Origin of the sequence: Variovorax fucosicus, assembly GCF_030316825.1 — a bacterium.
Classification (GTDB): Bacteria; Pseudomonadota; Gammaproteobacteria; order Burkholderiales; family Burkholderiaceae_C; genus Variovorax; species Variovorax fucosicus.
Genome location: NZ_JASZYU010000001.1, coordinates 1,708,342 through 1,733,701, shown reverse-complemented (window position 1 = coordinate 1,733,701; position 25,360 = coordinate 1,708,342). Strand labels below are relative to the sequence as shown.

30 protein-coding genes are annotated in these 25,360 nt (G+C 68.6%); 10 read left to right on the top strand and 20 right to left on the bottom strand.

Translation table 11 applies throughout. The annotated features are described in order from the left end of the window. Positions 1-22 precede the first annotated feature (22 nt). Genes QTI05_RS08280 through lplT form a run of 3 tightly spaced genes read right to left on the bottom strand, consistent with a single transcriptional unit; the run spans position 23 to position 2,721 of the window. On the bottom strand, positions 23-508 hold the full coding sequence (locus QTI05_RS08280; protein ID WP_286540834.1) for a glutathione peroxidase: 486 nt from the start codon (positions 506-508) through the stop codon (positions 23-25). 10 nt (positions 509-518) lie between these two features. Further along, positions 519-1,415 carry a DMT family transporter gene (locus QTI05_RS08275; protein WP_286623851.1) on the bottom strand — a complete coding sequence of 299 codons (897 nt, stop codon included), beginning with the start codon at positions 1,413-1,415 and terminating at the stop codon, positions 519-521. A 1-nt stretch (position 1,416) separates the two neighbouring features. Continuing rightward, complete coding sequence (lplT, locus tag QTI05_RS08270; RefSeq protein WP_286540837.1) at positions 1,417-2,721, bottom strand: lysophospholipid transporter LplT; 1,305 nt, start codon at positions 2,719-2,721, stop codon at positions 1,417-1,419. Positions 2,722-2,901: 180 nt separating this feature from the next. Between lplT and alr the strand changes: the two genes are divergently transcribed. Both alr and QTI05_RS08260 read left to right on the top strand, forming a co-directional pair. Continuing rightward, positions 2,902-3,993, top strand: coding sequence for an alanine racemase (alr, locus tag QTI05_RS08265; protein WP_286540839.1), 1,092 nt, complete (start codon positions 2,902-2,904; stop codon positions 3,991-3,993). Positions 3,994-4,012: 19 nt separating this feature from the next. Next, positions 4,013-4,750, top strand: a complete 738-nt coding sequence (locus QTI05_RS08260; protein WP_286623849.1) for a hypothetical protein — start codon at positions 4,013-4,015, stop codon at positions 4,748-4,750. 20 nt (positions 4,751-4,770) lie between these two features. Here the strand turns inward: QTI05_RS08260 and QTI05_RS08255 are convergent, their stop codons facing one another. Continuing rightward, positions 4,771-5,550, bottom strand: coding sequence for a CDP-alcohol phosphatidyltransferase family protein (locus tag QTI05_RS08255; protein ID WP_286623848.1), 780 nt, complete (start codon positions 5,548-5,550; stop codon positions 4,771-4,773). 16 nt (positions 5,551-5,566) lie between these two features. Between QTI05_RS08255 and QTI05_RS08250 the strand changes: the two genes are divergently transcribed. The 4 genes from QTI05_RS08250 to QTI05_RS08235 are packed head-to-tail and all read left to right on the top strand — an operon-like array spanning position 5,567 to position 8,976. Then, positions 5,567-6,565, top strand: a complete 999-nt coding sequence (locus QTI05_RS08250; protein WP_286623846.1) for a zinc-dependent alcohol dehydrogenase — start codon at positions 5,567-5,569, stop codon at positions 6,563-6,565. A 30-nt stretch (positions 6,566-6,595) separates the two neighbouring features. Next, positions 6,596-7,012, top strand: a complete 417-nt coding sequence (locus QTI05_RS08245) for a 6-pyruvoyl trahydropterin synthase family protein (protein ID WP_286623845.1) — start codon at positions 6,596-6,598, stop codon at positions 7,010-7,012. Between the two features lie 6 nt (positions 7,013-7,018). Then, positions 7,019-8,089 carry a glycosyltransferase family 4 protein gene (locus QTI05_RS08240; protein WP_286623844.1) on the top strand — a complete coding sequence of 357 codons (1,071 nt, stop codon included), beginning with the start codon at positions 7,019-7,021 and terminating at the stop codon, positions 8,087-8,089. Next, positions 8,086-8,976, top strand: coding sequence for a hypothetical protein (locus QTI05_RS08235; RefSeq protein ID WP_286623842.1), 891 nt, complete (start codon positions 8,086-8,088; stop codon positions 8,974-8,976). The genes QTI05_RS08240 and QTI05_RS08235 overlap by 4 nt, the downstream gene beginning before the upstream one ends. Here QTI05_RS08235 and QTI05_RS08230 read toward each other — a convergent pair. From QTI05_RS08230 to hpaR, 13 genes are all read right to left on the bottom strand, one after another. Next, positions 8,973-9,776: a RibD family protein gene (locus QTI05_RS08230; protein WP_286623841.1), complete on the bottom strand. Its 804-nt coding sequence runs from the start codon at positions 9,774-9,776 to the stop codon at positions 8,973-8,975. The genes QTI05_RS08235 and QTI05_RS08230 overlap by 4 nt on opposite strands. 85 nt (positions 9,777-9,861) lie before the next feature. After that, positions 9,862-10,839, bottom strand: a complete 978-nt coding sequence (locus QTI05_RS08225; protein ID WP_286623840.1) for a 2-dehydropantoate 2-reductase — start codon at positions 10,837-10,839, stop codon at positions 9,862-9,864. Between the two features lie 3 nt (positions 10,840-10,842). Beyond that, positions 10,843-11,628 (bottom strand): class II aldolase/adducin family protein, encoded by a 786-nt coding sequence (locus tag QTI05_RS08220; protein ID WP_286623839.1) that lies wholly within the window; start codon positions 11,626-11,628, stop codon positions 10,843-10,845. Between the two features lie 109 nt (positions 11,629-11,737). Next, positions 11,738-12,727 (bottom strand): Bug family tripartite tricarboxylate transporter substrate binding protein, encoded by a 990-nt coding sequence (locus QTI05_RS08215; RefSeq protein ID WP_286623837.1) that lies wholly within the window; start codon positions 12,725-12,727, stop codon positions 11,738-11,740. Between the two features lie 83 nt (positions 12,728-12,810). Then, positions 12,811-13,620 (bottom strand): 4-hydroxy-2-oxoheptanedioate aldolase, encoded by an 810-nt coding sequence (hpaI, locus tag QTI05_RS08210; protein ID WP_286623835.1) that lies wholly within the window; start codon positions 13,618-13,620, stop codon positions 12,811-12,813. 13 nt (positions 13,621-13,633) lie between these two features. Then, entirely contained in the window at positions 13,634-14,437 is an 804-nt protein-coding gene (gene hpaH / locus QTI05_RS08205) for a 2-oxo-hept-4-ene-1,7-dioate hydratase (RefSeq protein ID WP_286623833.1), read from the bottom strand. Positions 14,438-14,440: 3 nt separating this feature from the next. Then, positions 14,441-14,845, bottom strand: coding sequence for a 5-carboxymethyl-2-hydroxymuconate Delta-isomerase (locus QTI05_RS08200; RefSeq protein ID WP_286623832.1), 405 nt, complete (start codon positions 14,843-14,845; stop codon positions 14,441-14,443). Positions 14,846-14,850: 5 nt separating this feature from the next. Continuing rightward, positions 14,851-15,669 carry a DODA-type extradiol aromatic ring-opening family dioxygenase gene (locus tag QTI05_RS08195; RefSeq protein WP_286540853.1) on the bottom strand — a complete coding sequence of 273 codons (819 nt, stop codon included), beginning with the start codon at positions 15,667-15,669 and terminating at the stop codon, positions 14,851-14,853. Continuing rightward, entirely contained in the window at positions 15,666-16,001 is a 336-nt protein-coding gene (locus QTI05_RS08190) for an aromatic ring-opening dioxygenase subunit LigA (protein WP_286623831.1), read from the bottom strand. Before QTI05_RS08190 ends, QTI05_RS08195 begins: the two co-directional genes overlap by 4 nt. A gap of 327 nt (positions 16,002-16,328) precedes the next feature. After that, the gene (hpaE, locus tag QTI05_RS08185; RefSeq protein ID WP_286540855.1) at positions 16,329-17,786 is read right to left on the bottom strand and encodes a 5-carboxymethyl-2-hydroxymuconate semialdehyde dehydrogenase; all 1,458 of its coding nucleotides are present in this window, start codon (positions 17,784-17,786) and stop codon (positions 16,329-16,331) included. Continuing rightward, entirely contained in the window at positions 17,783-18,556 is a 774-nt protein-coding gene (locus QTI05_RS08180) for a fumarylacetoacetate hydrolase family protein (protein ID WP_286540856.1), read from the bottom strand. The genes hpaE and QTI05_RS08180 overlap by 4 nt, the downstream gene beginning before the upstream one ends. Further along, positions 18,553-19,167 (bottom strand): fumarylacetoacetate hydrolase family protein, encoded by a 615-nt coding sequence (locus QTI05_RS08175; protein ID WP_286623829.1) that lies wholly within the window; start codon positions 19,165-19,167, stop codon positions 18,553-18,555. Before QTI05_RS08175 ends, QTI05_RS08180 begins: the two co-directional genes overlap by 4 nt. After that, positions 19,164-19,598, bottom strand: coding sequence for a homoprotocatechuate degradation operon regulator HpaR (hpaR, locus tag QTI05_RS08170; RefSeq protein ID WP_286540860.1), 435 nt, complete (start codon positions 19,596-19,598; stop codon positions 19,164-19,166). The genes QTI05_RS08175 and hpaR overlap by 4 nt, the downstream gene beginning before the upstream one ends. A gap of 120 nt (positions 19,599-19,718) precedes the next feature. Between hpaR and radA the strand changes: the two genes are divergently transcribed. Further along, positions 19,719-21,110: a DNA repair protein RadA gene (gene radA / locus QTI05_RS08165; RefSeq protein ID WP_286540861.1), complete on the top strand. Its 1,392-nt coding sequence runs from the start codon at positions 19,719-19,721 to the stop codon at positions 21,108-21,110. A gap of 122 nt (positions 21,111-21,232) precedes the next feature. On the opposite strand, the gene QTI05_RS08160 is transcribed toward radA, so the two are convergent. Beyond that, positions 21,233-21,652, bottom strand: a complete 420-nt coding sequence (locus QTI05_RS08160) for a hypothetical protein (protein WP_286623828.1) — start codon at positions 21,650-21,652, stop codon at positions 21,233-21,235. A 174-nt stretch (positions 21,653-21,826) separates the two neighbouring features. Here QTI05_RS08160 and QTI05_RS08155 point away from each other — a divergent pair, with 174 nt between their 5' ends. Next, positions 21,827-22,258, top strand: coding sequence for a glycerate kinase (locus QTI05_RS08155; RefSeq protein WP_286541485.1), 432 nt, complete (start codon positions 21,827-21,829; stop codon positions 22,256-22,258). Here QTI05_RS08155 and QTI05_RS08150 read toward each other — a convergent pair. Next, positions 22,255-23,226, bottom strand: a complete 972-nt coding sequence (locus QTI05_RS08150) for a recombination-associated protein RdgC (protein WP_286540863.1) — start codon at positions 23,224-23,226, stop codon at positions 22,255-22,257. The genes QTI05_RS08155 and QTI05_RS08150 overlap by 4 nt on opposite strands. 111 nt (positions 23,227-23,337) lie before the next feature. Between QTI05_RS08150 and QTI05_RS08145 the strand changes: the two genes are divergently transcribed. Both QTI05_RS08145 and QTI05_RS08140 read left to right on the top strand, forming a co-directional pair. Beyond that, on the top strand, positions 23,338-24,285 hold the full coding sequence (locus QTI05_RS08145; RefSeq protein WP_286540864.1) for a branched-chain amino acid transaminase: 948 nt from the start codon (positions 23,338-23,340) through the stop codon (positions 24,283-24,285). Between the two features lie 2 nt (positions 24,286-24,287). Next, complete coding sequence (locus QTI05_RS08140; RefSeq protein WP_286540865.1) at positions 24,288-24,497, top strand: zinc-finger domain-containing protein; 210 nt, start codon at positions 24,288-24,290, stop codon at positions 24,495-24,497. Here QTI05_RS08140 and QTI05_RS08135 read toward each other — a convergent pair. After that, entirely contained in the window at positions 24,463-25,341 is an 879-nt protein-coding gene (locus tag QTI05_RS08135) for a LysR family transcriptional regulator (protein ID WP_286540866.1), read from the bottom strand. The genes QTI05_RS08140 and QTI05_RS08135 overlap by 35 nt on opposite strands. Positions 25,342-25,360: the final 19 nt, after the last annotated feature.

Below are 25,360 nucleotides of genomic sequence, written 5' to 3'. Positions count from 1 at the left end.
GGGTTGAGGTGGCGCCCGGCTTTCAGCCGGCCAGCGCAGCCTCGATGTCGCGCACCATCGAGGCGGGTGTTTCGAGCGGCGCATAGCGCTTGAGCACCTTGCCGTCGCGCCCGAGCAGGAACTTGGTGAAGTTCCACTTGATCGCGGTGCTGCCCAGCAGGCCGGGTTTTTCCTTCGTGAGCCACTGGTAGAGCGGCGCGGCGCTGCTGCCGTTGACGTCGATCTTCTCCATCATCGGAAAGCTCACGCCGTAGTTCTTGGTACAGAAGGCGCCGATCTCCTCGTTGCTGCCCGGATCCTGCGCGCCGAACTGGTTGGACGGAAAACCCAGCACCGTCAGACCCTGCTCCGCGTATTTCTCGTGCAACTCTTCGAGCCCCGCGAACTGCGGGGTGAAGCCGCACTTGCTGGCGGTGTTGACGATCAGCATCACCCGGCCCTTGTAGGCGGAAAGCTTCACCTTCTTGCCGTCGATCTGCTGGGCTTCGAAGTCGTAGACGGTGGTCATCGCATGTCTTTCAGGTAGGTAGGGGCCGATCATCGTCCGAGCCCGGCGTTCGTGCAAACGACGACCATGCCGCCGCGGCAACGATCAGCACACCGCCCAGCAGCACGCGCCCGTCCAGCGTGGCGGCGCCGAGTGCGGCCGACGACACACTGGCGAACAGCACTTCCGACAACATGATCACTGCCGTGGCGCTCGCGGCCAGCCGCGCGGCACCGTACTGCAGGCAGACGTTTCCCAGCACCAGGCCGAGGCCGAGCGCGGCGGCCCAGCCGAGCCAGCCCACGCTCGCCAGTGTCATGGCCGGCGCGGCCATCGCGCCCAGGCCGGTGGCGGCCAGCGCCGTGGCACCCGCCACCACCGCGCAGCCCGCGAACATGGCGAGCGCGCGCGACATGCCCGGTGCTGCATGCAGGTCGCGCAACAGGACGTTGACGACCGCGAAGCTGAAGCCTGCGGCCATGCCCAGCCAGTCCGGCAGGCTCGCGGGCACCGGCCATTCGACGCCGGGCGCCTTCAGCACCACGGCCACGCCGGTCAGTGCCAGCGCGACGCGCAGCAGCGCGCCCGGCGTCGGGCGCTCGCCCAGAAAGGCCCAGCCGAGCAGCACGCTCCACAGGGGCATCAGATAGAAGAGCAGCACCACGCGCACCACGTCGCCCTGCGTCACGGCCCAGTTGAAACCGACGTTGGTGAAGCCGGCAGCGAGCCCGAGCAGCGCGAGCCGGGGCCAGGCCGCGAAGCCGCGCCACGCCTGCGGGCGCACCATGCTCAGCGCGAGTGCGATCGCGATGTAGATCAGCGCCGTCGCCCACACCGGGTGCACGCCGTGGGCTTCGATCTGGCGGAACGGAAACCACGAGACGCCCCAGACGAACGCGTTCAGCAGCAGGGCGAGTGCGGGCGCCACCTCAGTGGTGTTTGTCGCTGCGTGCGATGGCCAGCAGGTGCGCGATTTCTTCGGGGTATTTCACGCAGTTGCTTTCATGCCAGCGCTTGATCAGCCACATGAAGCCGGCCACCACGAGGCCGAACGCCGTGATCGCGGTATAGGCCGACAGGCCCATCCCGGTGCAGGCGCTGTAGAACGCGCCGAGCAGCAGGATGCAGGCCTGCTCGTTGAAGTTCTGCACGGCAATGGAGCGGCCTGCGCCCATGAGGTTGTGGCCGCGGTGCTGCAGCAGCGCGTTCATCGGCACCACCAGAAAACCGCCGAGCCCGCCCAGCAGGATCAGGAACGGGATCGCCACCCAGAGGTTGGTGATGAAGTTCAGCGAGATGATCAACAGGCCCATGCCGATGCCGAGCGGGATCACGCGGGTTGCCATGTCGAGCTTCATGCGCATCGACGCCACCACCGCGCCGACGGCGGTGCCGATCACCACCACGCCGGTGAGCGCGGTGGCCTGGGCCGTGTTGTAGCCGAGGGCGAGCGAGGCCCAGGCCAGCACGATGTATTTGAGGTTGCCGCCCGCGCCCCAGAACAGCGTGGTGGTGCCGAGCGAGATCTGGCCCAGCTTGTCGCGCCACAGCCGCGAATTGCAGTGCCAGAAGTCCGGCAGCAGCGCGAACAGGTTGCGCACGAAGCTGTGCCGCGGGTTGGAGCGCAGCGGCCGCATCTCGACGCCGGTGTGCGGAATGCGGGTGTTGAACCAGGCCGCGATCAGGTACACGAAGATCAGCACGCTGATGGCGGCAGCGGGCGGGGTGTCGACGCCGGTGTCCACCATCGGCAGGTCGAACGCCAGGAGATGGCTCGACACCATGTGGCCGACCAGTTGCCCGCCGAGAAGGATGCCCAGGATGATCGACGCGATGGTCAGGCCCTCGATCCAGCCATTGGCCTTGACCAGCTGCGAGGCCGGCAGCAGTTCGGTCAGGATGCCGTACTTGGCCGGCGAGTAGGCCGCGGCGCCGAGCCCGACGATGGCGTACGACAGCAGCGGGTGCGAGCCGAACAGCATCATCACGCAGCCGACCACCTTGATGGCGTTGCTGATGAACATCACCTGCCCCTTGGGCAGCGCGTCCGAGAACGCGCCCACCAGCGGCGCGAGCACCACGTAGAAGACGGCGAAGATCGGCACCAGCGCGGCGCGCTGCCATTCGGGAGCCCCGGTGGTTCGCAACAGTTCGATGGCGGCGACGAAAAGCGCGTTGTCGGCCACCGACGAAAAGAACTGGGCCGACATGATGGTGTAGAAACCGCGCTTCATCGATGGGCTGGCTGGCCAGAGGAGTGAGGGCCGCTGGCAATAGTGGAAGAGGTCTCCGCCCCGGGGCGGATGCGCGGTTATAGCATGGGGTCAAATGACAGAATAAGGAGCACGCGTGCGGGTTCGCCCGCGGCCCGAACGTGCTGTTTTTCTCGCCTTCCCCTTTGTCCACGCTCCACCATGCCGCGCCCCATCCTCGCCACCGTCCATACCGACGCCCTTCGCCACAACCTTGACCGTGCGCGCCGCTCCGCGCTCGACGCGCGGGTCTGGGCCGTGGTCAAGGCCAACGCCTACGGCCACGGCATCGAGCGCGCCTACGAAGGCCTGCGCGGCGCCGACGGCTTTGCGCTGCTCGATCTGGCCGAGGCCGAGCGCGTTCGCGCCCTCGGCTGGCGCGGGCCGGTGCTGCTGCTCGAAGGCGTGTTCGACGCGCGCGACCTCGAGCTGTGCTCGCGGCTCGACCTCTGGCACACGGTGCATTGCGACGAGCAGATCGACATGCTGGCCGCGCACAAGACCCAGCAGCCGCAGCGCGTGTTCCTGAAGATGAACTCGGGCATGAACCGGCTCGGCTTCACGCCCGAGCGCTACCGCGCGGCCTGGACCCGGTTGAACGCGCTGCCGCAGGTCGACGAGATTTCGCTGGTGACGCACTTCAGCGACGCCGACGGTTCGCGCGGCATCGCGGCGCAGGTCGCCGCCTTCCAGCAGGCCACCGAAGATTTGCCCGGCGAGCGTTCCATTGCCAACAGCGCCGCACTGTTGCGCCATGCCGACAGCACGCGGGCCGACTGGGTGCGCCCCGGCATTGCGTTGTACGGCAGCGCACCCGACTTTCCCGAACACGACGCGGCGCACTGGCAGTTGCAGCCGACCATGACGCTCGCCAGCAAGCTCATCGGCATCCAGACGCTGGCGGCGGGCGCGCTGGTCGGCTACGGCTCCAGCTTTGCGGCCGAGGCGCCGATGCGCATCGGCGTCGCGGCGGTCGGCTATGCCGACGGCTATCCGCGCCACGCCCACACCGGCACACCGGTGCTGGTGAACGGCGTGCGCACGCGCATGGTCGGGCGCGTGAGCATGGACATGATCACGGTCGACCTCACGCCCGTGCCCGACGCCGGTTTCGGCAGCGAGGTCACGTTGTGGGGCCGCTCGGCCGTCAACGGCGCCGTGCTGCCGATCGACGAGGTGGCGCGGGCCGCCGGCACGGTGGGCTACGAGCTCATGTGCGCGCTCGCGCTGCGCGTGCCGACGGTGATTGCGTGATGTTCGCCACGGCCGCCGCATGAAAGTCCTGTCGAACTGGCGCTCGGTCAAGCTGTGGGAAAGCGCGTTCGAGCGCGATCTGCACCGGCGCCACAGCCTGCGTGCCTACGGCCTCCTGATCGGCACCTTCACGCTGTTGCTGATGTGGGGCGTGTCCAGCCTGGTCATGCGCTTCGGCACCCACTCGCTGGCTGTGCGCTACCTGTTCACGCTGGGCGTCGGCTACATCGCCTACCTGCTGATCCTGCGCTGGTGGGCGCAGCGGCTGGCGCAAGACCGCACGCATTTCAATCCCGATGTCGACATGCCCGATGTTTCCGGCGGCGGCAGCGACCACGGCTTCGACACCGGCTATGCCGACCTGGCCCATGCCGACGGCACCGGCCTCGGCGACCTCGCCGGTGGCGCGCTCGAGGCGGTCGGCAGCGCCGACGAGGGCGCCATCGTCGTGGTGCCGGTGCTCGCGATCTTCCTGATCGGTATCGCCATCGTGTTCGGCGCCGGCTGGCTGGTGCTGCTTTACTTCGGCTCCGACGTGCTGCTGGCCGTCACGCTGGAGATCGCGTTTTCCTACGTGTCGGCGCGTGCCGCCGTGCGGCTGGCGCGCGAGGGCTGGCTCTCGGCCGCGCTGCGGCTGACCTGGAAGCCGCTGCTCGGCGCCGTGATCTGCGCGGTCGTGCTGGGCGCCGCCATCGACCACTTCATGCCCGACGTGCAGACGCTGCCGCAGGCGGTTCGGGTGCTGCTCGGTCGTTGACCGGCCGCCACGGCCGCGCTTCAGGCGTGGCGGCGGCGTGCCAGCCAGCCGATGTCTGAAGTGAACGAGTAGAGCAGCGCTGCCAGGCCGGCCCCTGCGATCCAGCGCGCGGCGGACGCTTCCACCCACGGCGCGAGGCAGACGATGAGCGTCACGGTCTGAACCACGCAGATCGCCTTGCGCAGCAGGCGCGGCGGCAGCGGACGCGCCAGCCAGGGCGAGGGCGCGGCGGCGGCGACGAAGCCGTAGCGCAGCAGCCCGGCGAGCAGGATCCATGGGCCCACCTTGTCCGTTTGCACTGCCAGCACGCACAACACCAGGATCAGCAGCGCATCGGTTTCCATGTCGAAGCGCGCCCCGAACGCGGAGGCCGAGCCGCTGCGGCGCGCCAGCGGCCCGTCCACGGCGTCGAGCACCGCCGCCACCGTGGCCACCGCAACCAGGGCCCACGCGCCGGCGGGCGAGCTCGCCGCTGCCTCGCCGATGCTCGCCGCCAGCATGGCGATCAACGCCAGCCGCAGCAGCGTGACGGCGTTGGCCGACCCGAAGCGCGCATGCGGCCGGTGCGCCGGCAGTGCCCGCCACGCGAGTGCACAGCCCAATCCGAACACGGCCATCGCCTTCGCCGCATACCAGCCGCCGAGCCAGGCCTGCGCTGCCGCCAGCGCCGCACCGGCCAGCAGCAGTCCGATCGCTGCCACGGTACGCGCGGCATCGTGCCGCAGCGCGGCCAGGCCGGCTGTGTCGGCGGGACGGGGGGAAGCATGGCTTGAAAGCATCGCCTTAAGATCGGTCGGCATCACTATCCAAAGCAGCATGCCAGCAATTCAGTCCCGCGTCGCCTCCGGGGATTCGCGTGCCTGCTGGACCGAGGCGCCCGGCCGGGCGGCGATCCGCTCCGAGACGCTCCCTGCACCGGGCGCGAACCAGGTGCAGGTGCGCGCCCTGCACAGCGGCGTGAGCCGCGGCACCGAACTGCTGGTGTTCCGCGGCGAAGTTCCACCCAGCGAATTCGCCCGCATGCGGGCACCGTTCCAGGCCGGCGAGTTTCCGGCGCCGGTGAAGTACGGCTACGCCAGTGTCGGCGTGGTCGAGGACGGCGCCGCAGATCTGTTGGGGAAGACGGTGTTCTGCCTCCATCCGCACCAGACGCGCTACGTGGTGCCGGCAACGGCCGTGCACCCCTTGCCCGATGGCCTGCCGGCCGCGCGTGCGGTGCTGGCGGCCAACATGGAGACGGCCGTCAACGCGCTGTGGGACGCCGCGCCGCGGCTCGGCGACCGCATCGCGGTGGTCGGCGGCGGCGTGGTCGGCTTGCTGGTGGCCTGGCTGGCCGCCCGCTTGCCGGGCTGCCAGGTCGAGCTGATCGACACGCACCGGCCGCGGGCGCGCGTCGCCGCGCAGCTCGGGCTCCGGTTCGCGACCCCGGACGCAGCCACCCGCGACGCCGACCTGGTGGTGCATGCCAGCGGCCAGCCTGCCGGGCTGGTGACCGCGCTCGGGCTGGCCGCCTTCGAGGCGACCGTGCTGGAACTCAGCTGGTACGGCCAGCGCGCCGTGTCGTTGCCGCTCGGCGAGGCATTCCACGCGCGCCGGTTGACGCTGCGCAGCTCGCAGGTCGGGCAGGTGGCCAGCGCGCAGCGCAGCCGCTGGAGCCACGACCGGCGCATGGCGCTCGCGCTCACGCTGCTGTGCGATCCAGTGCTCGACGCGCTCATCACCGACACCGCGCCTTTCGACGAACTGCCGGCGGTGCTGGCGCGGCTGGCGGCCGGTGCGCCCGACACGCTGTGCCAGCGCATCGATTACCTATGAAGCTCGCCCCCAGTCTGTGAAAAGGAAACCATGTACAGCGTCAATGTCCGCGACCACTTCATGATTGCCCACAGCTTCCGCGGCGAGGCCTTCGGGCCGGCCCAGCGGCTGCACGGCGCCACCTATGTGGTCGACGTGGAATTCCGCCGTGCGGCGCTGGACGTCGACGGCATGGTGGTCGACATCGCGCGCGCCACCGACGTGCTGCGCAGCGTGCTGGGCGAGCTGAACCTGCGCAACCTCGACGACGAGCCGGCGTTCGAAGGCCGCAACACCACGACCGAGTTCATGGCGCGCGTCATCTTCGACCGCATCGCCGCGCGCAGTGCCGCCGGCGAACTTGGTCCGCATGCCGGCGGACTGGCCTCGCTGCGGGTGCGGCTCCACGAGTCGCACGTGGCATGGGCGGCCTACGAAGGGCCGATGCCGGCGCTCGATCCGCGCTGAGTCTGCATGACCGCGGCCTGCTTCTTCCTCGTGCCCGGCGACTGGAATGCGGCCACCGGCGGCTATGGTTACGACCGGCGCATCGCGGCCGGCCTGCGAGGCGCGGGTTGGGCGGTCGACGTGCGGTCGCCGGGCGATGCGTTTCCGCTGCCGGATGCCGCCACGCTCGATCGGGCGCGTGACGTGATCGCCGCGCTGCCCGACCACGCCTTGGTGGTGGCCGACGGGCTCGCGTTCGGCGCGTTGCCCGAACTGGTCGAAGCGCACGCCCGGCGCCTGCGCTGGGTGGCGCTGGTGCACCACCCGTTGTCGTTCGAGGCCGGCCTGCCGGACGACGTGCGCCACCGGTTGTTCGACAGCGAACGGCGCGCACTGGTGCATGCGCGGCACGTCGTCGTGACCAGTCCGTCCACCGCGCGCGCCCTCGGCGCGTTCGGCGTGGCGCCGTCGCGTGTGACGGTGATCGAGCCCGGAACCGAAGCGGCGCCGCTCGCCACCGGCGGCGGTGCCGGCGCGCAGGCGCTGTACCTGCTCTGCGTCGCGACGGTCACCACCCGCAAGGGCCACGCAGTGCTGATCGAGGCGCTGGCCGGCCTGGCGGATCGAAGCTGGACGCTGCATTGCGCGGGCAGCCTGGCACGCGACGCTGCGGCGGTGGCTGCGGTGCAGGCGCTGGTGGCGCAGCACGGCCTGCAGGATCGCATCGTCTGGCACGGCGAGGTCGATGGCGCCCGGCTCGACGGGCTTTATGCACAGGCCGACCTGTTCGTGCTGCCGTCCTTCCACGAAGGCTATGGCATGGCGCTGGCCGAGGCACTCGTGCGTGGCCTGCCGGTCGTCAGCTGCGCCGCCGGCGCGATTCCCGACACGGTACCGCCCGCTGCGGGCCTGCTGGTGCCGCCCGGCGATGCGGCCGCGCTGCAGGCGGCGCTGCAGCGTGTGATGGACGAGGCCGGTCTGCGCACCGCGCTGGCGGCCGGTGCGCGTGCCGCCGGCGCGCAGCTGCCGACCTGGCCACAGGCCGTCGCTCGCTTCGCCACCGTGCTGCATCAGGTCGGCGAGGCCACCGCGCCATGAGCGGATTCAGCGCCGACTGGCTGGCGCTGCGCGAGCCGTTCGACCGTGCCGCGCGCGCCGCGACACCGGACGCGGAATGGTTGCACGCGCGAGGGCGGCGCGCCGGATCGCGCGGACAAGCGCTGCAGGTGGTCGACCTCGGCAGCGGCACCGGCGCCAACTTGCGCGAGATCGCGCCGCGCCTGGGCGGCCTGCAGCACTGGCGCCTGGTCGACCACGACCCGCAACTGCTGGCCGCGCTGCCCGATGCGCTCGCGCCGTGGGCCGCCGCGCACGGCCTGCGGTTGCAGCAGCGCGAGGCCTTGCTGGTGATCGAAGGCGGCGACGGCCTGCGCATCGAGATCGAGCGTTGCGAGGCCGATCTGGCCCACGGACTCGACACCGTACCGCTCGAGGGCGTGCACCTGGTCACGGCCTCGGCCTTGCTCGATCTCGTGTCCGCAGCCTGGCTCGACGCGCTGGTGGCGCGCTGCAGCGAGGCCGGCGCAGCCGTCTGGTGGGCGCTGACCGTCGACGACCGGATCACGTGGACGCCTTGGGATCCGGACGACGCGCTGGTGCTCGCGCAGTTCCACGCTCACCAGCAGCGCGACAAGGGCTTTGGCCCGGCGCTCGGCGGCGCCGCGGCTGGCCGGGCCGCGGATCGCCTCGCGGCGGCCGGCTACCGGGTCACCCGCACCGCGACCGACTGGCAGGTCGACGGGAGCCGGGGCATGGCCGACCTTGCGATGTTGCAGGCCATGGTCGAAGGCATCGCCGCCGCGGCCGCCGAGCAGGCGCCCGCGCTGGCCGAACGCGCAAGGCATTGGCAGGCGCGCAAGCTCGCCCAGCTAGACACGTTGCGCCTTCAGGTCGGGCACACCGACGTGCAGGCCTGGCTGCCTTAGGGCTGCGGGTTCGGCATCGGCGCAGCGCGCAAGTCCAGATCCCACAGCACGTCGCCGCCAAGCGCAAAGGTGCGTGCCGGTGGCCGCAGGGCATCACGCATCGCGGTCGCGGGCTGCACCGTCAGGCCGCGCTGGCCGCCGCCGATCAGCACTGGTGCCAGGATCAGGTGCAGGCGGTCGAGGCAGTCTTGCCGCACGAACTCCGACACCGTGATGCCGCCGCCTTCGACGAAAAGCCGTTGCAGTCCGCGCGCATGCAGCGCCTCGACCACGGCCGGCAGGGCGAGCATGCGGCTGTCGGTACGGCGGGCCACGGCAATGACGCGCGCGGCGCCGAAGCGGGCCTCGGCTTCGGTGCGCCGGTCGTTTCCGCACACCAGCAGGGTCGGCGCCAGGTCGTCGTTGAAGATGCGCGCCGAGGCCGGCACGCGCAGCGAGGGGTCGAGCAGCACGCGCGTGGCGTTCGGCCCCGGCACCCGCCGCGTCGTCAGTTGCGGGTTGTCGAGCGACGCGGTGCCGGCGCCGACGATCACGGCATCGCACAGCGCGCGCAGGCGGTGTACATGCACCAGCCCTTCGGGCCCGTTGACGAAGCAGGAGTCGCCGGTGTGCGTCGCGATGCAGCCGTCCAGGCTCTGGCCGAGCTGGCCGACCGCCCAGCCGGCGCCGCGCCGGCAGCCGTCGAGCAGCGGCTTGAGCAGATCGAAGAGCGCCTGCGCGCCTGGATCGTGATCGCCCTGCAGCGCATGGCCGGTGGCTTCATGCCACACCACGCCTGCTGGCACGTCGACCGCATCCATACCGCTTCGATGTCGTTGTGCGATCGCAAGGCACAACGGCCAGATGGCCTCGGGAGCAGGGGGCGGGCGGGCCTTCACCAGCGGGTCAGTACAGGCCGAGCTGCCGTGCCTGCACCCGGGCCAGGCCCAGCAGTGCGTCGGTGAAGGGTGCGGGCACCTTCGTGAGCTGGCCCAGTTCGCGCACCGCACCCACCAGCGCGTCGAGCTCCACGGCGCGGCCGGCTTCCACGTCCTGCAGCATCGAGGTCTTGAACGCGCCGAGCTTGCGCGTCACGGCATGGCGGTCCTCCGGGCTGTCGGTGATGGTGATGCCGATGCGCGCGCCGATCTCCTTGGCTTCGAGCATCACGGCCGAGATGAACCCCAGCAGCAACTCGTCGCCCATGATCCGGTCGGTGGCGGCGCCGGTGAGGGCGCTTACGGGGTTCACCGTCATGTTGCCCCAGAGCTTGAACCACACGTCTTTCTGGATCTGTGCCGACAGCTTGGTGTCGATGCCGGCACGCGTGAACAGCGCGAGCAGTTGCTTGACGCGCGCCGTCGCCTCGCCCGAGGGCTCGCCGATGATCAGCCCGTTGCCGAAGTGGTGCCGCACCACGCCGGGCCCATCGAGCGAGCAGCTCGCATGCACCACGCCGCCGATCACATGCCGGTCGGGAATGGCGGCGGCGATTGCGCCTTCGGGGTCGACCGTCGCGAGTCGGGTGCCGGCCAGCGCGCCGCCGAAGCCGCCCTGCAGAAACCACCATGGCACGCCATTCATTGCGACCAGCACGATGGTGTCGGGCCCGAGCAGCGGGCCGATGCGTGCGGCCACGCCGGCCAGCGCGGGCGCCTTCACGGCCACGACCACCAGATCCTGCTCGCCGAGCTCGGCCGGGTCGGCCACCGCGTTCACGGGCACGCGGGTGCGGACGTCGCCCCGCATCAGCGACAGGCCGTCGCGCTGCAGTGCTTCGAGCGTGGCGCCGCGTGCCACCACGTTGAGGCGTTCGCCGGCCTGGGCCAGCGCGACGCCGATCCAGCCACCGATCGCGCCGGCGCCGTAGATGCAGACTCTCATCGTTCAGTGCCTGTAGCTGTCGTCGATACGGTCGACCTGCCGCACCAGCGCGTCGAACATGTCCTGGCCCGCACCGTGGTCCGGGTTGAACTGCAGCGAGTCATGCGTGCAGCGCTGCGCCACTTCATCGCTGACCGGGATCGCGGCGCCCATCGAAAAGGTCGCCATCTGGATCTCGCAGGCGCGTTGCAGCGTCCACAGGATCGCAAAGGTCTGCGGCAGCGTCCGGCCCCAGGCCAGCAGGCCGTGGTTGCGCAGGATCACGGCCGGCTTGTTGCCCATGCTTTTGAGCAGGCGCGGCCCTTCGTCGGCATGGATCGTGATGCCCTCGAAGTCGTGGTACGCCACCATGCCGTGCAACTGCGCGGTGTAGAAATTGGTCTGCTGCAGGCCGCCCTGCAGGCAGGCCACGGCCACGCCGGCCGTGGTGTGGGTGTGCATGACGCAGTGCGCATCGGGCAGCCCGTCGTGGATGGCTGCGTGCACGGTGAAGCCGGCCGGGTTGACCGGGTACGCGCCGCCGTCGAGCACCTTGCCCTCGAGGTCGATCTTCAGCAGGTTGCTTGCCGTCACCTCGCTGTAGTGCAGGCCGAAGGGATTGATGAGGAACTGCTTGGCACCGCCCGTCACGCTGTCGGGCAACCGCACCGTGATGTGGTTGTAGATCATCTCCGTCCAGCCCAGCATCGCGAACACGCGGTAGCAGGCCGCAAGCTGCAGCCGCGCAGCGCGCTCGTCGGGATGGAGGGAGGGATGGATCAACTGGGACGCTGTGGCGGGTGTGTTCATGGGATTCCTTTCGTGGAACACCGCGGAACCGGCTTTGCCGGGCCGCTGGTGTTGCCCCCGGTAGGGGGTTGGCGAAGCGACACGAAGTGCGCGAAGACTGGGGGCGAGCCTAGCCCTCTGCGGTGAAGCCGACCTGTTTGACAATCGGGGCCCACTTGGCGGTGTCTTTCTTGAGCAGCTCGGTCAGCTCGCCCGGCGTGGACGACATGGCTTCCAGGCCGAAGGTGCCGAGGCCGTCGATCACGTCCTTCGATGCCAGCGCGGTCTTCATGGCGGTGTTCAGGCGCGCCACGACTTCGGGCGAAGCCTTGGCCGGCAGCAGGAACGCGAACCACTCGCTGTGCGCCATGTCCTTGATGCCCTGTTCGCCGAAGGTCGGCACGTCGGGCGCAAAGCGGCTGCGCTTGGCACCCGACACGCCCAGGATGCGCACCTTGCCGGTGGCCAGATGCTGCGTGATGTCGCCGATCGGGCCCGACACGGCCGAGACGTTGCCGCCCAGCAGGTCGAGCATGGCGGGCTGGGTGCCGCGATAGGCGGCATGCTTGAGTTCCACGCCCGCGTTCTTGCCGAGCAGCGCGCCGATGAAGTGCGGCGTCGAGCCCGCGGCCGGCGAGCCGTAGTTGGCGCCGGCGGGGTTGGCCTTGGCCCAGGCCAGGAATTCGGGCACCGTCTTGACGCTCGCTGGAACAGCCGGGCCGACGGCGAAACCGAAGTCGAAGATGCAGGCGATGCTGACCGGCGTGAGGTCCACCAGCGGGTCGTACGGCAGCTTCTTGTAGATGTGCGGGTAGATCGTGAGGATCGAGGTCGGCGTCTGCAGGATGGTGGCGCCGTCGGCCGGCTGGCCCTTGACGTAGGTGACGGCGATCTGCCCGCCCGCGCCGGTGCGGTTCTCGACCACGCAGGCGTTCGCATAGGGCGGGCCGAGCTTGGTGGCAACGCGCCGGCACAGCGTGTCGGACGTGCCGCCCGCGGCAAAGCCGGTGATGAGCCGGGCCGTCTCGATCTGCGCCTGTGCAAAGGCCTGCTGGCCGATGGCAGCGAGCAGGGTGGCGGCGCCGGTCGATTGCAGGATGTGGCGGCGGGTGGTGTCCATGGTGTCTCCAGAAGTGGTTTCGAGCGGATATTTTTCCAGCAAGAGGCCTTGCTGCGTCCCCGCGTTTACCTGACGTGCAGCTCTCAATAGGTCTTGCTGACCGGTGCCGCGGCAACGCCCGACTTGAAGTGCGCGGCCAATGCGGTGGTGTGGCGGATCAGCAGGTTCGTGTCGAGCCCGACGGCGACGAAGGTGGCGCCCAGATCCAGGTATTTGCGCGCCAGCGTTTCGTCGGGCGTCAGGATGCCGGCGGCCTTGCCGGCGCGCTGAATGCGCGCGATCGCGTCCGCGATGGCGGCCTGCACCTCGGCATGGGCGGGGTTGCCGACATGGCCGAGCGAGGCCGACAGATCGGCCGGACCAATGAAGATGCCGTCCACGCCCTCGGTTGCCGCGATCGCGTCGAGGTTGGCCAGCGCCTCGCGCGTCTCGGCCTGCAGCAGCAGGCAGACCTGGTCGTTGGCTTCTTTCGGATAGTTGGCGTAGCGGCCCCAGCGCGAGGCCCGCGCGCCGCCCATGCCGCGGATGCCCTGCGGCGGATAGCGCATCGCGCGCACGATCGCGGCGGCCTGCTCGGCCGTGTCGACCATCGGCACCAGCAGGGTCTGGAGGCCGAGGTCGAGGTACTGCTTGATCAGCGCCGTGCCAGCATCGCCGTGGCCCAGCGGCACCCGCGCGATGGCGTTCGTGCCGGGGTAGGCGGCAATGGCCTGTGCCTGCTGCAGGATGCTCTGCAGCCCGTTGGGCGAGTGCTCGCCGTCGATCAGCAGCCAGTCGAAGCCGGCGCCGGCGCAGATCTCGGCGCTGTAGGCGTCGGCCAGGCCGAGCCACAGGCCGATCTGTGCGCGCTTTTCGCGCAGGGCTTGCTTGAAGGGGTTGACGGGTGTTTGCATGGTGGAGTCCTGTTCAGGCGAAACGGAAGGCGATCGAGCCCAAGGGCCCGTAGTCGGCGTGGAAAGTGTCGCCCGGCACGGCGCTGGTCGGACGCGTGAACGAGCCGCCCAGCACCACCTCGCCGGCCTCGAGGCATTCGCCCCAGGGGGCGAGCTTGCTGGCGAGCCAGGCGACGCCAGTGGCCGGATGGTTCAGCACGGCTGCCGCCACGCCCGATTCTTCGATCACGCCGTTCTTGTACAGCAGCGCGCTGACCCAGCGCAGGTCGACCGCGTCGGGCTTGACCGGCCGCCCGCCCATCACGATGCCGGCGTTGGCCGCGTTGTCGGCGATGGTGTCGAACACCTTGCGCATCTGCTTGGTGTGGCGGTCGAACTGCTCGATGCGCGAGTCGATGATCTCGATCGCGGGCACCACGTAGTCGGTGGCGGCCAGCACGTCGAAGATCGTCACGTTCGGGCCTTCGAGTTTCTTGCCGAGCACGAAGGCCAGCTCGACCTCGACGCGCGGCGCGATGAAGCGCGTGAACGGGATGTCGCCGCCCTGGTCGAAGAACATGTCGTCGAGCAGGGTGCCGTAGTCGGGCTCCGTGATCTGGCTGGCCTGCTGCATCGCGCGCGAGGTCAGGCCGATCTTGTGGCCTTTGACGGTGCGGCCTTCGGCGAGCTTGGTCTTGACCCATTCGCGCGAGACCGCGTAGCCGTCTTCGACCGTCATCTCCGGATGGCGTTTGGAGAAATGCTCGACCTGCACGCGCGACTGCTCGCTGTGGTGCAGCTCGGCCGCAAGTTGCTGGATGACGCTGTTGGAGAGCATGGGCTAGGGGTTGAACAGGGGATGCAGGTTGTTGTGCTTGCCGTCGTAGACCTGGCCCGGCGCCTCGTCGATCTGCAGTGTCACACCGAGCAGCCGTTTTGGGAACAGCGGGTCGAAGTGTTCCTTGGCGCTCGCCAGCAGGGCGTCGCCCACGGTCGTCTTGACCGCGCCGGAGCGACCCGCGGCCATGCGCAGGTTCAGGTAGACGAAGGCATAGTCCGCGTGGCCGTCGGCCACCGCATAGTGCGCGGCTGGGTAGGCCAGCACGCGCGTGCCGCCGGTCGGGAACACCTGCTTGCCGGCCTCGTCCCGCTGCGCCAGCATGGTGTCGGCCAGCGTGCGGCACAAGATCGACATGTCGGTCTGCGTTTCGAGGTTCGGTGTGTAGAGGATGACCAGATGGGGCATGTGCGTTACTCCACCGACATCGTGGCGGCCGTGCAGCTCACCGCGAAAATCGGAATCGCTTTCATGTGAAAGATCTCGCCGCGCCCGCGTGCTGCGGCAGCCACGGCGACGAAGGTGCGGATCTCGAAACCGCCCTGGCCCGCTTCGCGGTAGGTGGCCTCATCGGTATAGCCCAGCATGCCAGCGCGGTCGTTCGCGCACCAGTGTTGCATGAAGGCAGCGTCCCAGGCTTCGTTGATCTTGCCCGAGTCGGGCGTCGCCGGCCAGTGCGAGATGCCGCCGGTGCCGACCAGCGCAATGCGCTCCGGCGCCGCATCGCAGGCGCGGCGCAGCGCCTCGCCGAAGGCCCAGGCCCGGTGCAGCGGCGTGAGCGGTGGCCCCTGGCAGTTGATGTTGACCGGGATCACCGGCAGGTCGTATTTCGGCGTGAGGAAGTTGAGCGGCACCATGATGCCGTGGTCGAACTTCCATTCCTCCGCATACGCCACGTCGACCGTTTGCATCACCTCGCGGATCAGGCGCTGCGACAGCGCGGCATTGCCGGGCACGGAAGTCTTCGCGATGCCGAGCCAGGCGGGGTCTTCGATCGGCCCTTCGTAGCGATCGGCCATGCCGATCGCATAGGCGGGCATGTTGTTCATGAAGAAGTTGGCGAAGTGCTCGGCCGCGATCACGATCACGGCGTCAGGCTTGGTCGCGCGCATTGCTTCGCCGAAGCGATGGAACTGCGCATGGAACGCATCCTTGACTGCCGGGTCGGCTAGGTGTGCGCGGCCGGTGATGCCGGGGGCGTGACTGCAAACGCCTGCGAATACGAGACTCATACGCCGGCCACCTTTTCGTCCGTGCCCGTTGTCATGGCATAAATTCCTGCGCGCACCGGGCCGTATTTGCGAACGCCTTCCCGCATGGCTTCGAGGTAGTCGGCCCACGGCATACCGAGCAGTGGTGCAAAGTGCATCAGCAGTTGCCCATTGCAGCCCAGCACGTAGAGCTTGCCGATGTCGCCCGCGTCGATGGCTTCACGCTCTTCGTCGGTGAAGTCATAGGCAGCCAGCAACGCGGCACGTGTGTCGCTGCCTTCGCTGTACCGGCGCTGCACATTGGCGTCGCGGTTGAGTGCGAACAGGAATTTCTGCATGGCGTAAAGGCTCATTGCAGGAACTTTGTATCTTCTTTCGGGGCGCGTGCACAGGCCACCGGGTACTCCCCTCCGCGAATGTCCCCCGGCCTGCGGCCTCCTCCTTTATTTCGCTGCGGGGAGTACCCGATGCCCTGTGCACCAGGGCACGCTGTGGGTGTACCGTCGATCAACGACCGCTCTGGATAACGATCACGTCGATGGGGTGCCTTGCGCAGCGAAATAAAGGAGGAGGCCGCAGGCCGGGGGACATTCGCGGAGCAAGGTACCCCGTCGGCGTGAGCGCGCCCTGAACAAAGCGCCCGACGCTCAACCCGCTCAAGCGAAAAGCAGAGGCTCATCTCAGACCCCCCAATGCGGAATATGGTGCGAACCCATCGACACCGCAACGTTCTTCGGCTCGCAGAACACCTCGTAGCTCCAGGTGCCCCCTTCGCGCCCCGTGCCCGAGGCCTTGGTACCGCCGAAGGGCTGGCGCAGGTCGCGCACGTTCTGGCTGTTGACGAAGCACATGCCGGCCTCCACCGCAGCAGCGACGCGATGTGCGCGGCCGATGTTCTCCGTCCACACGTAACTCGAGAGGCCGTACTGGATGTCGTTGGCCAGACGGATCGCATCGGCCTCGTCGTCGAACGGAATCAGGCAGGCCACCGGGCCGAAGATTTCTTCTTGTGCGATCCGCATGCGGTTGTCGACATCGGCGAACACCGTCGGCAGCACGTAGTTGCCGCGCTTCACACGATCGGGCAGTTCGGGCGTGCCGAGCCCACCGCACAGCAGCGTCGCGCCTTCCTTCGGGCCCAGATCGATGTAGCTGCGCACCTTGGCCAGATGCGCCTGTGAAATCATCGGGCCGACGATTGTCTTCTCGTCGAGCGGGTCGCCAACGGTGATGCGCTTTGCACGCGCCGCGAACTTCGCGGCGAAGTCGGCATAGATCGACTTCTGCACCAGGATGCGCGAGCCCGCCGTGCAACGCTCGCCGTTGTTGCTGAAGATCATGAACACCGCCGCGTCCAGCGCGCGGTCGAGATCCGCGTCGTCGAAGACCACGAACGGGCTCTTTCCGCCGAGCTCCATGCTGAACTTCTTGAGGCCCGCGCTCTTCACGATGCGGTTGCCCGTGGCGGTGGAGCCGGTGAACGAGATCGCGCGCACGTCGGGATGTGCGACCAGCGGCTCGCCGGCCTCCTTGCCGTAGCCATGCACCAGGTTCAGCACACCGGGCGGAATGCCGGCTTCGAGCGCCAGCTCGCCGAGCCGTGCTGCGGAGAGCGGCGACAGCTCGCTCATCTTGAGCACCGCCGTGTTGCCGAACGCGAGGCAGGGCGCGACCTTCCAGGTCGCCGTCATGAACGGCACGTTCCACGGCGAGATCAGCGCGCAGACACCGACCGGATGAAACAACGTGTAGTTGAGATGCGTCTCGGTCGGGTAGGTGTGGCCGTCGACACGGGTGCACATCTCGGCGAAGTAGGTGAAGTTGTCGGCTGCGCGCGGCACCAGTTGCTTGCCGGTCTGCGAGATGGTCTGGCCGCAATCGTCGGTCTCGGTTTGCGCGATGGCCGGCACGTTGGCCGCGATCAGCTCGCCGAGCTTGCGGATCAGCCTGGCGCGCTGCGGCGCCGGCATGCCGGCCCATTTCGGGAAGGCTTCCTTGGCGGCGGCCACGGCGGCGTTCACTTCGGCTTCGCCGCCCGAGGCCACTTCGGCCAGCACCTCCTGCGTCGCGGGGTTCACGGTCTCGAAGTAGTCGGTGCCGGCAACGGCCTTGCCGTCGATCAAGTGGTCGATTCTCATGGGGTTCCTTGAATGGTGTTCACGAGCGCGCCGATACCTTCGATCTCGGTGACGATCACGTCGCCCGGCTGGCAATCGACCACGCCGTCGGGTGTGCCGGTGAGGATCAGGTCGCCCGGCGAGAGCGTCATGAAGCGGCTGAAATACTCGATCAGGAACGGCGCGTCAAAAATCATGTCGCGCGTGTTGCCCGATTGCGTGACCTTGCCGTTCACGGTGGTCGAAAGGGCAAGCGCCATCGGATCGGGCACGTCGGCCGCATCGACGAACCACGGCCCGATCGGCGTGCAGGTGTCGCGGTTCTTCACGCGCAGGTTGGGGCGGTACCAGTTCTCGAGGTAGTCGCGGATCGCGTAATCGTTGGCGACCGTGTAGCCGCCGATGAAGTCGTACGCGTCGTCGCGCCGCACCTTCTTCGCGGTCTTGCCGACCACGATGACCAGCTCGCACTCGTAATGCATGAACTGCACGCCGGCCGGGCGCTGCGTGAACTGGCGGTGGCCGGTCAGCGTGCCTTCGCCCTTCACGAACACCAACGGTTCCTCGGGCGCCTTGAATTCGAGTTCCTTCGCGTGGTCGGCGTAGTTGAGGCCGAGCGCGAGGATGGTGCGCGGACGCGGCGTCGGCGCGAGCGGCGGCAGCCAGGTGAGCAAGTCCTGGAACACGACGCGGCCGTCGTCGAGGCGCACGGCCGCGTCGGGATGGCCGCCGAATTCGTGGGCGGTGCCGGTATGTTCGCGGCCTTCGTAGATGACGCGTGCGTGCTTCATGCGGCCTCCTGCACCAGCGTGTTGCGCAATGTCTCGAAGCCTGGCGCCACGATCTCGATGCGGTCACCGGCCTGCGCCATCGGGCGGCCCGCATTGCAGCCCAGCATCAGCACATCGCCGGGTGCCAGCGTCATGAAGGCATTCACGTCGGCCAGCAATTGCGGCGCGCTGCGAACCAGTTGCGAGAAGTCGGCCGTGTGGCGCGTCTCGCCGTTGATCCGCACTTCGAGCGAGAACCCGGACGGATCGCCGCCGACACGCAGCGCCGGGCCGATGCCCAGGAAACCGTCGACGCATTTGTATTTGACCGGCGGCCGGAAGAAGCTCGCGTGCGGCAGCGAGAAGTCGTTCATCAGCACATGGCCGGCGACGCTGCCCTGGGCACCGATCACCATCGCAATCGTGGCGCCGACTTCGACCTGCGCTGCATCGCGCGGCAGCGTGACTGTGCTGCCGTGCGGGCTCCAGGTGTTGGCCGTCTTCACGTACAGCACGGGTGCTTGCGGCGGCGCCTTGTAGGGCGGCAGGCTCATCTGCGGCGCCAGCGCTTCGGCTTCCGCCTTGAAGTTGAGCAGCACGCCGTACACCGTGCCCTGCGGAACGAAGCTCATGGTTGCTCCAGTGCGATGAGTTGATCGAGCAGCACATACAGCTCGCCGAGCTTGGCCTTGCCCATGGACGCCTCGAGCCATGCGTAGTGCGCCTCGATGGTGGTGGAAAGCCGCTTCACGAGCTTCTTGCCCTGGGGCGTGGCCTCGATCACCGTGCGGCGCTGGTCGTCCGGATCGCGGGCGCGCCGAACCAGGCCGTCGCGCTCCATGCGCGCGAGCACGCCGGTCAGGCTGGGGCCGAGGATGAAGGCTTCGCGCGCCACGCGGCCGGTTTCGACAGCGCCGTGCTCGCCGAGCACGCGCAGCACGCGCCACTGCTGATCCGACAGCGCATGCTCGCGCAGGCTGGGCCGGGTGTGGGCCATGACGGCCTCGCGCGCCTGCAGCAGAAGGCGCGGCAGGTTGCGGTGAACGAAGGGGGTGGTGCTCATGGAAGGTGGCTATTATTTAACATGTTAAGTGTTTTGCAAAGACCTGCCGAAGCCTGTGGCGCCGGGGTTTTCCCGGAGGCGTCGCGCGGGCCCGGCAGCGACGCTGCCTACACTCGCCCGATGGCCAAGGAAAAAACAAACTACGTCTGCAGCGAATGCGGCGGCATCAGCCCCAAATGGCTCGGCAAATGCCCGAGCTGCGGCGCCTGGAACACGCTGGTCGAACAGGTCGCCGGGCCAACCGGCGGGACCGCCAACAACCGCTTCGGCACGCAATACGCGGCGCTGGCCGGCGCGTCCGAACTCGCCACGCTCTCGGAGATCGAGGCCAACGACGTGGCGCGCACGCCCACCGGGCTCGATGAACTCGACCGCGTGCTCGGTGGCGGCATCGTGGCCGGCGGCGTCACCCTGATCGGCGGCGACCCCGGCATCGGCAAATCGACCCTGCTGCTGCAGGCCGTCGATGCGCTGCAACGCGCCGGGCAGAACGCGTTGTATGTCACCGGCGAGGAAAGCGGTGCGCAGGTGGCGCTGCGCTCCAGGCGGCTCGGGCTCGATCATTCGCAGGTGCAGGTGATGGCCGAGATCCAGCTCGAGAAGATCATCGCCACGCTCGACGCGAACCGGCCGGCGATCGCGGTGATCGACTCGATCCAGACGGTCTACTCCGATCAGCTCACGTCGGCCCCCGGCTCGGTGGCGCAGGTGCGCGAATGCGCCGCGCATCTCACGCGCTTTGCCAAAACCAGCGGCACGGCCGTGGTGCTGGTCGGCCATGTCACCAAAGAGGGCGCACTGGCCGGTCCGCGCGTGCTCGAACACATGGTCGACACGGTGCTGTACTTCGAGGGCGACACGCACTCGAGCTTTCGCCTCGTGCGCGCCATCAAGAACCGCTTCGGCGCGGTCAACGAGATCGGCGTGTTCGCCATGACCGAGCGCGGCCTGAAGGGCGTGACCAATCCGAGCGCGATCTTCCTGAGCCAGCATCCGGAGCCGGTGCCCGGCAGCGTGGTGCTGGTCACGCTCGAAGGCACGCGGCCGATGCTGGTCGAGATCCAGGCGCTGGTCGACAACGGCGGCCCGAGCCCGCGGCGCCTCAGCGTGGGCCTGGACCGCGACCGCCTCGCGATGCTGCTCGCCGTGCTGCACCGCCATGCCGGCGTGGCCTGCATGGACCAGGACGTGTTCGTCAATGCGGTCGGTGGCGTGCGCATCAGCGAGCCCGCGGCCGACCTGGCCGTGATGCTGGCCATCACCTCGAGCCTGCGCGGCAAGCCGCTGCCCAAGGGCTTCATCGCTTTCGGCGAAGTGGGACTGGCCGGCGAAGTCCGCCCGGCACCGCGCGGCCAGGAGCGCCTGCGCGAGGCGGCCAAGCTCGGCTTCAGCATCGCGGTGGTGCCCAAGGCCAACGCGCCGAAGAAGGGCGCGAAAGAGATCGAAGGCCTCACCATCCACGCGGTCGAACGCGTCGAGGAAGCCATGGACGTGGTGCGGCAGCTTCAGTGAGCCCCAGGACGGCACTTCATGCGTGAGGCGCCACCGATCCGGCTCTGCCGGTCGGTCGGCGCCGCCCCCGGCCGGGGGAAGGCAAGCGACACGAAGTGCGCGCCGCCTCGGGGGCGAGCCTCTTAATCACCGATGTGCATCGTGAACGCGGGGCCGCTGTTGAGCACGCAGCTGCCGGTGCCCAGTGTGGCCGAGTTCATCGTGTACCGGCAACTCAAGATGCCGCCGCGCGTGCCGCTCGCGTTCGCGATGCCGCCGCGCTGCGAGCCCGCGACGCGTGTCGCCTCTCCCTGGAACTGTTCACCACCGATCACCGCGCTGAAGTGGCCGCGGCCGTTCATGTCGTTGGTGACCACGCCTGCGACCGTTCCGTAGGGGGCGGCTTCGGCATTGCTCGGGTAGAGCCGGGCGGTGAAGGTTTGGGCGACTGGCCCGGCCGGCATCACGGCGATGGCCTGGGCCGGCGGTGTGACTTGGCCGATCGGCTGCATCGGCACCACGTAGCAGCCGCTCAGCGCGGTGGCGGCGACGACTGCAGCCACGGCCAGGCGGATGGAAGAAGCAGAGGAGGATGAGAGGGGATTCATACATCTGACGATGGCCCGGGCACATGCCCGTGCGCACCAATGTGCCCACGGCGCCCGGCGCGCTCAAGCCGTTTTGCGCCGGGTATCGAAACGCGGACCCGCCGGTAGCCGCGCCGGCTACCGGCGACAATCCGCGCCATGAATCTGCGAAAAATCCTGGTGCCGCTCGGCGGACTCGTGCTCCTGGGCTTCGCCTGGAAGAGCTATGGCTGGGCCGGGGTGGCGCTGGTGTCGGGCGCCATCGTGATGTTCCTGCTGATGCACTTCAACCGCACCATGCAGGTGATGCGGCGCGCAGCGAACCGGCCGATCGGCTATGTCGACAGCGCGGTGATGCTCAACGCCAAGCTCAAGCCCGGCGTGACCCTGTTGCACGTGATGGCGCTCACGCGTGCCATCGGCGAGCTGCGCTCGCCCAAAGACCAGCAGCCCGAGCTGTACCGCTGGACGGATGGCGGCGGCTCGTGGGTCGATGCCGAATTCCAGGACGGCAAGCTGCGCCAGTGGTCATTGACGCGGCCGGAGTCGGAAGATTCGGCGTACCAGCCGCCCCTGCCCTAGAACGGCGCGTCTTCGGTTTCCTCTGCGGAGGGCACGGGGTCGGCTGCCACCGGTGCCGCCGTGCCGAGCGCCATTTCACCGCCCAGCGCTTCGAGCAGATCGGGCACCAGTTGCCCCAGCTCCCCGGTCGCGATGGCGGCATCGGCGTCGAAGTTGTCGTCCTTCGCATCCCGTGACGAGGTGGCGCTGTCGGTGCCTTCAAGGAACACGATCTTGCGCAGCTGCATGCCTTCGGTGAGCTCGAACGACACGCGGTCGTCCCAGGTCATCGCGAGCCGGGTCGGGCGCTTGCCGGCGGCGATGTGCTGGCGCACTTCCTCGATGTCGAGCGCGTGCTTGGCATAGCGCACCACCGATTTCGATTCGTCGCTGGCCTTGAGCTCGCATTCGCGGTCGATGCTGAAGCCGGCCGGCGGCTCCTGCGTCGAGAGCCAGTTCGACATCGCGGCGGCCGGCTCGATCTGGGTCGACAGTTGCGCGACCGCAAAGCCGTCGAGCGCCTTGACCAGCGCCGTGACCACTTCGTCGGCGCGTGTCGCGTTCGAGCTGTTCACCACCAGCCGGCGCTCGACTGGGTCGATCCATACCGCGACCTTGGCCTGGCGGGTGAAGGCCATCGGCAGCAACTCGTGCGCGATGTCTTCCTTGAGCTCTTTCTTTTCTTTCTTGCCGGGCTTGCGGCCGGTGGCGGCCTCGATCTGTGCGCAGCGCTCGTCGACCTTGCGACGCACCACCGAGGCCGGCACGGCCTTGGCCTCGATCATGAATTCGAGCAGCCACTGGCCGTCGATGGATTCGACCAGCGGGCCATGCGCGGCGCCGCGCGGCTCGATCCAGCCGGCCGATTTTTCCTGCGAAGGGCCGCAGGGTACGAAGCGCTGGCCATCCAGGGCCTGTTCGGCCTGCTCGAGCGTGGCAGACCATGAAGATTCGATGCGGTAGACGATGACGTTCTTGAAGAAGGACAAAGGGACACTCTTTCCTGAAGCGGTGGGCCGAAACGTTGGGCGAAACCGCCATTGTGGCCGGGCCGTAAAATCGCCGGCTCCGCGAACCCCTTTCCCTCAAAGGACACAAAAATGAGCGCCCTCGTCCCTCCCGCGCCTTCAATGGCCGACCGTGACGGCAAGATCTGGATGGACGGCCAGCTGGTCGACTGGCGCGATGCCAAGATCCACGTGCTGACCCACACGCTGCACTACGGCTGCGGCGCCTTCGAGGGCGTGCGCGCCTACAACACGGCCGACGGCACGGCGATCTTCCGGCTCGAGGAGCACACCGAGCGCCTGTTCAACAGCGCCAAGATCCTGCGCATGAAGATTCCCTTCAGCAAGGAAGAGGTCAACGAGGCCCAGAAGCAGGTCGTGCGCGAGAACAAGCTCGAGAGCTGCTACCTGCGCCCGCTCACCTGGATCGGCTCGCAGAAGCTGGGCGTCAGCCCCAAGGGCAACACCATCCACCTGATGGTCGCGGCCTGGGCCTGGGGCGCCTACCTCGGCGAAGAGGGCATGAAGCGCGGCATCCGCGTCAAGACCTCGAGCTACACGCGGCATCACGTCAACATCACGATGACGCAGGCCAAGGCGGTCAGCAACTACACCAATTCCATTCTGGCCAACATGGAAGCGCTGGACGACGGCTACGACGAGGCGCTGCTGCTCGATGCGAGCGGTTTCGTCTCCGAAGGCGCGGGCGAGAATATCTTCGTGATCAAGGGCGGCGTGGTCTACACGCCTGACCTGTCGGCCGGCGCGCTGAACGGCATCACGCGCAACACCGTGCTGCACATCTGCAAGGATCTGGGCCTGGAACTGGTGCAAAAGCGCATCACGCGCGACGAGGTCTACATCGCCGACGAGGCCTTTTTCACCGGCACTGCCGCCGAAGTCACGCCGATCCGCGAACTCGACCGCATCGAGCTCGGCGCCGGTTCGCGCGGCCCGATCACCGAGAAGATCCAGACCGCGTTCTTCGATATCGTGAACGGCAGGAATCCCAAATACGCCCACTGGCTCGCGAAAGTCTGAACATGTCCACCACCGCTGTCGTCGAACTCCTCGGCAAGGAACTGAATCACCAGGGCGGCGTGTTCTGCCCGAACCCCAAGGCCGACATGCCGCTTTGGAACAACCACCCCAAGGTGTACCTCGACGTGGGCCGCACCGGCGAGGCCAAGTGCCCCTATTGCGGCACGGTCTACCGGCTCAAGGCCGGCGAGATGCTGGGACACCGGCACTGAGCCGCAGCCAGCCGGCGAACGCCGCCATGGCGGGCGTCACCGGCTTGGACTTGAGGCGTGTGAGCCAGTAGCCGCCCCGGTCTATTTCAACCGCGAACGGGCGCGCCAGCCGCCCATGCCGCACGTCCCGCTCGAACATGCGGGCCGGCAACAGCGCCACGCCGGCGCCCTGGGCCGCTGCCTCCGCCATCGTCAGCGACGAATCGAACACCGCGCCGCGCAGGATCGGGCAGGCCGTCCCGGCGGCGGCGAACCAGGCGCTCCACTCGTCGCTGCGGTAGGAGCGCAGCAGCACCTGGCCCGCCAGGTCTTCCGGCCGCCGCAGCCGCGCCGCGATGTCGGGCGCGCACAGCGGGCACAGCGGCGCTGCGAACAGCAGTTCCGCGTCGGTGCCATGCCAGGCGCCGTCGCCGAAGCGCACCGCAAAGTCCAGGCCCTCGCCGGCCAGATCCACGCGGTTGTTGTTGGTCAGCAGGCGCAGGTCGACGAACGGATGCGTCTGCTGGAACTCGCGCAGCCGCGGCATCAGCCAGCCCACCGCAAAGGTGCCGACCGCGCCCAGCGTGAGCACTTCGCGCGACCGGCCGGCACCGAACTGCCCGAGCAGCGACTCGATCCGGTCGAACGACTCGGCCAGTGCCGGCAACAGCGCGGCGCCTTCGTCGGTCAACGCGAGCCCCCGCGGAAGCCTTCGGAAAAGCGGGACACCCATCCGGTCTTCGAGATTGCGCACATGCTGGCTCACGGCCGTCTGGGTGACGTTGAGCTCTGCGGCTGCACGAGTGAAGCTGAGATGGCGCGCGGACACTTCGAACGCGCGCAGGGCATTGAGGGGGAGGTGCATGGCGTTGGCGCGAGCCCCA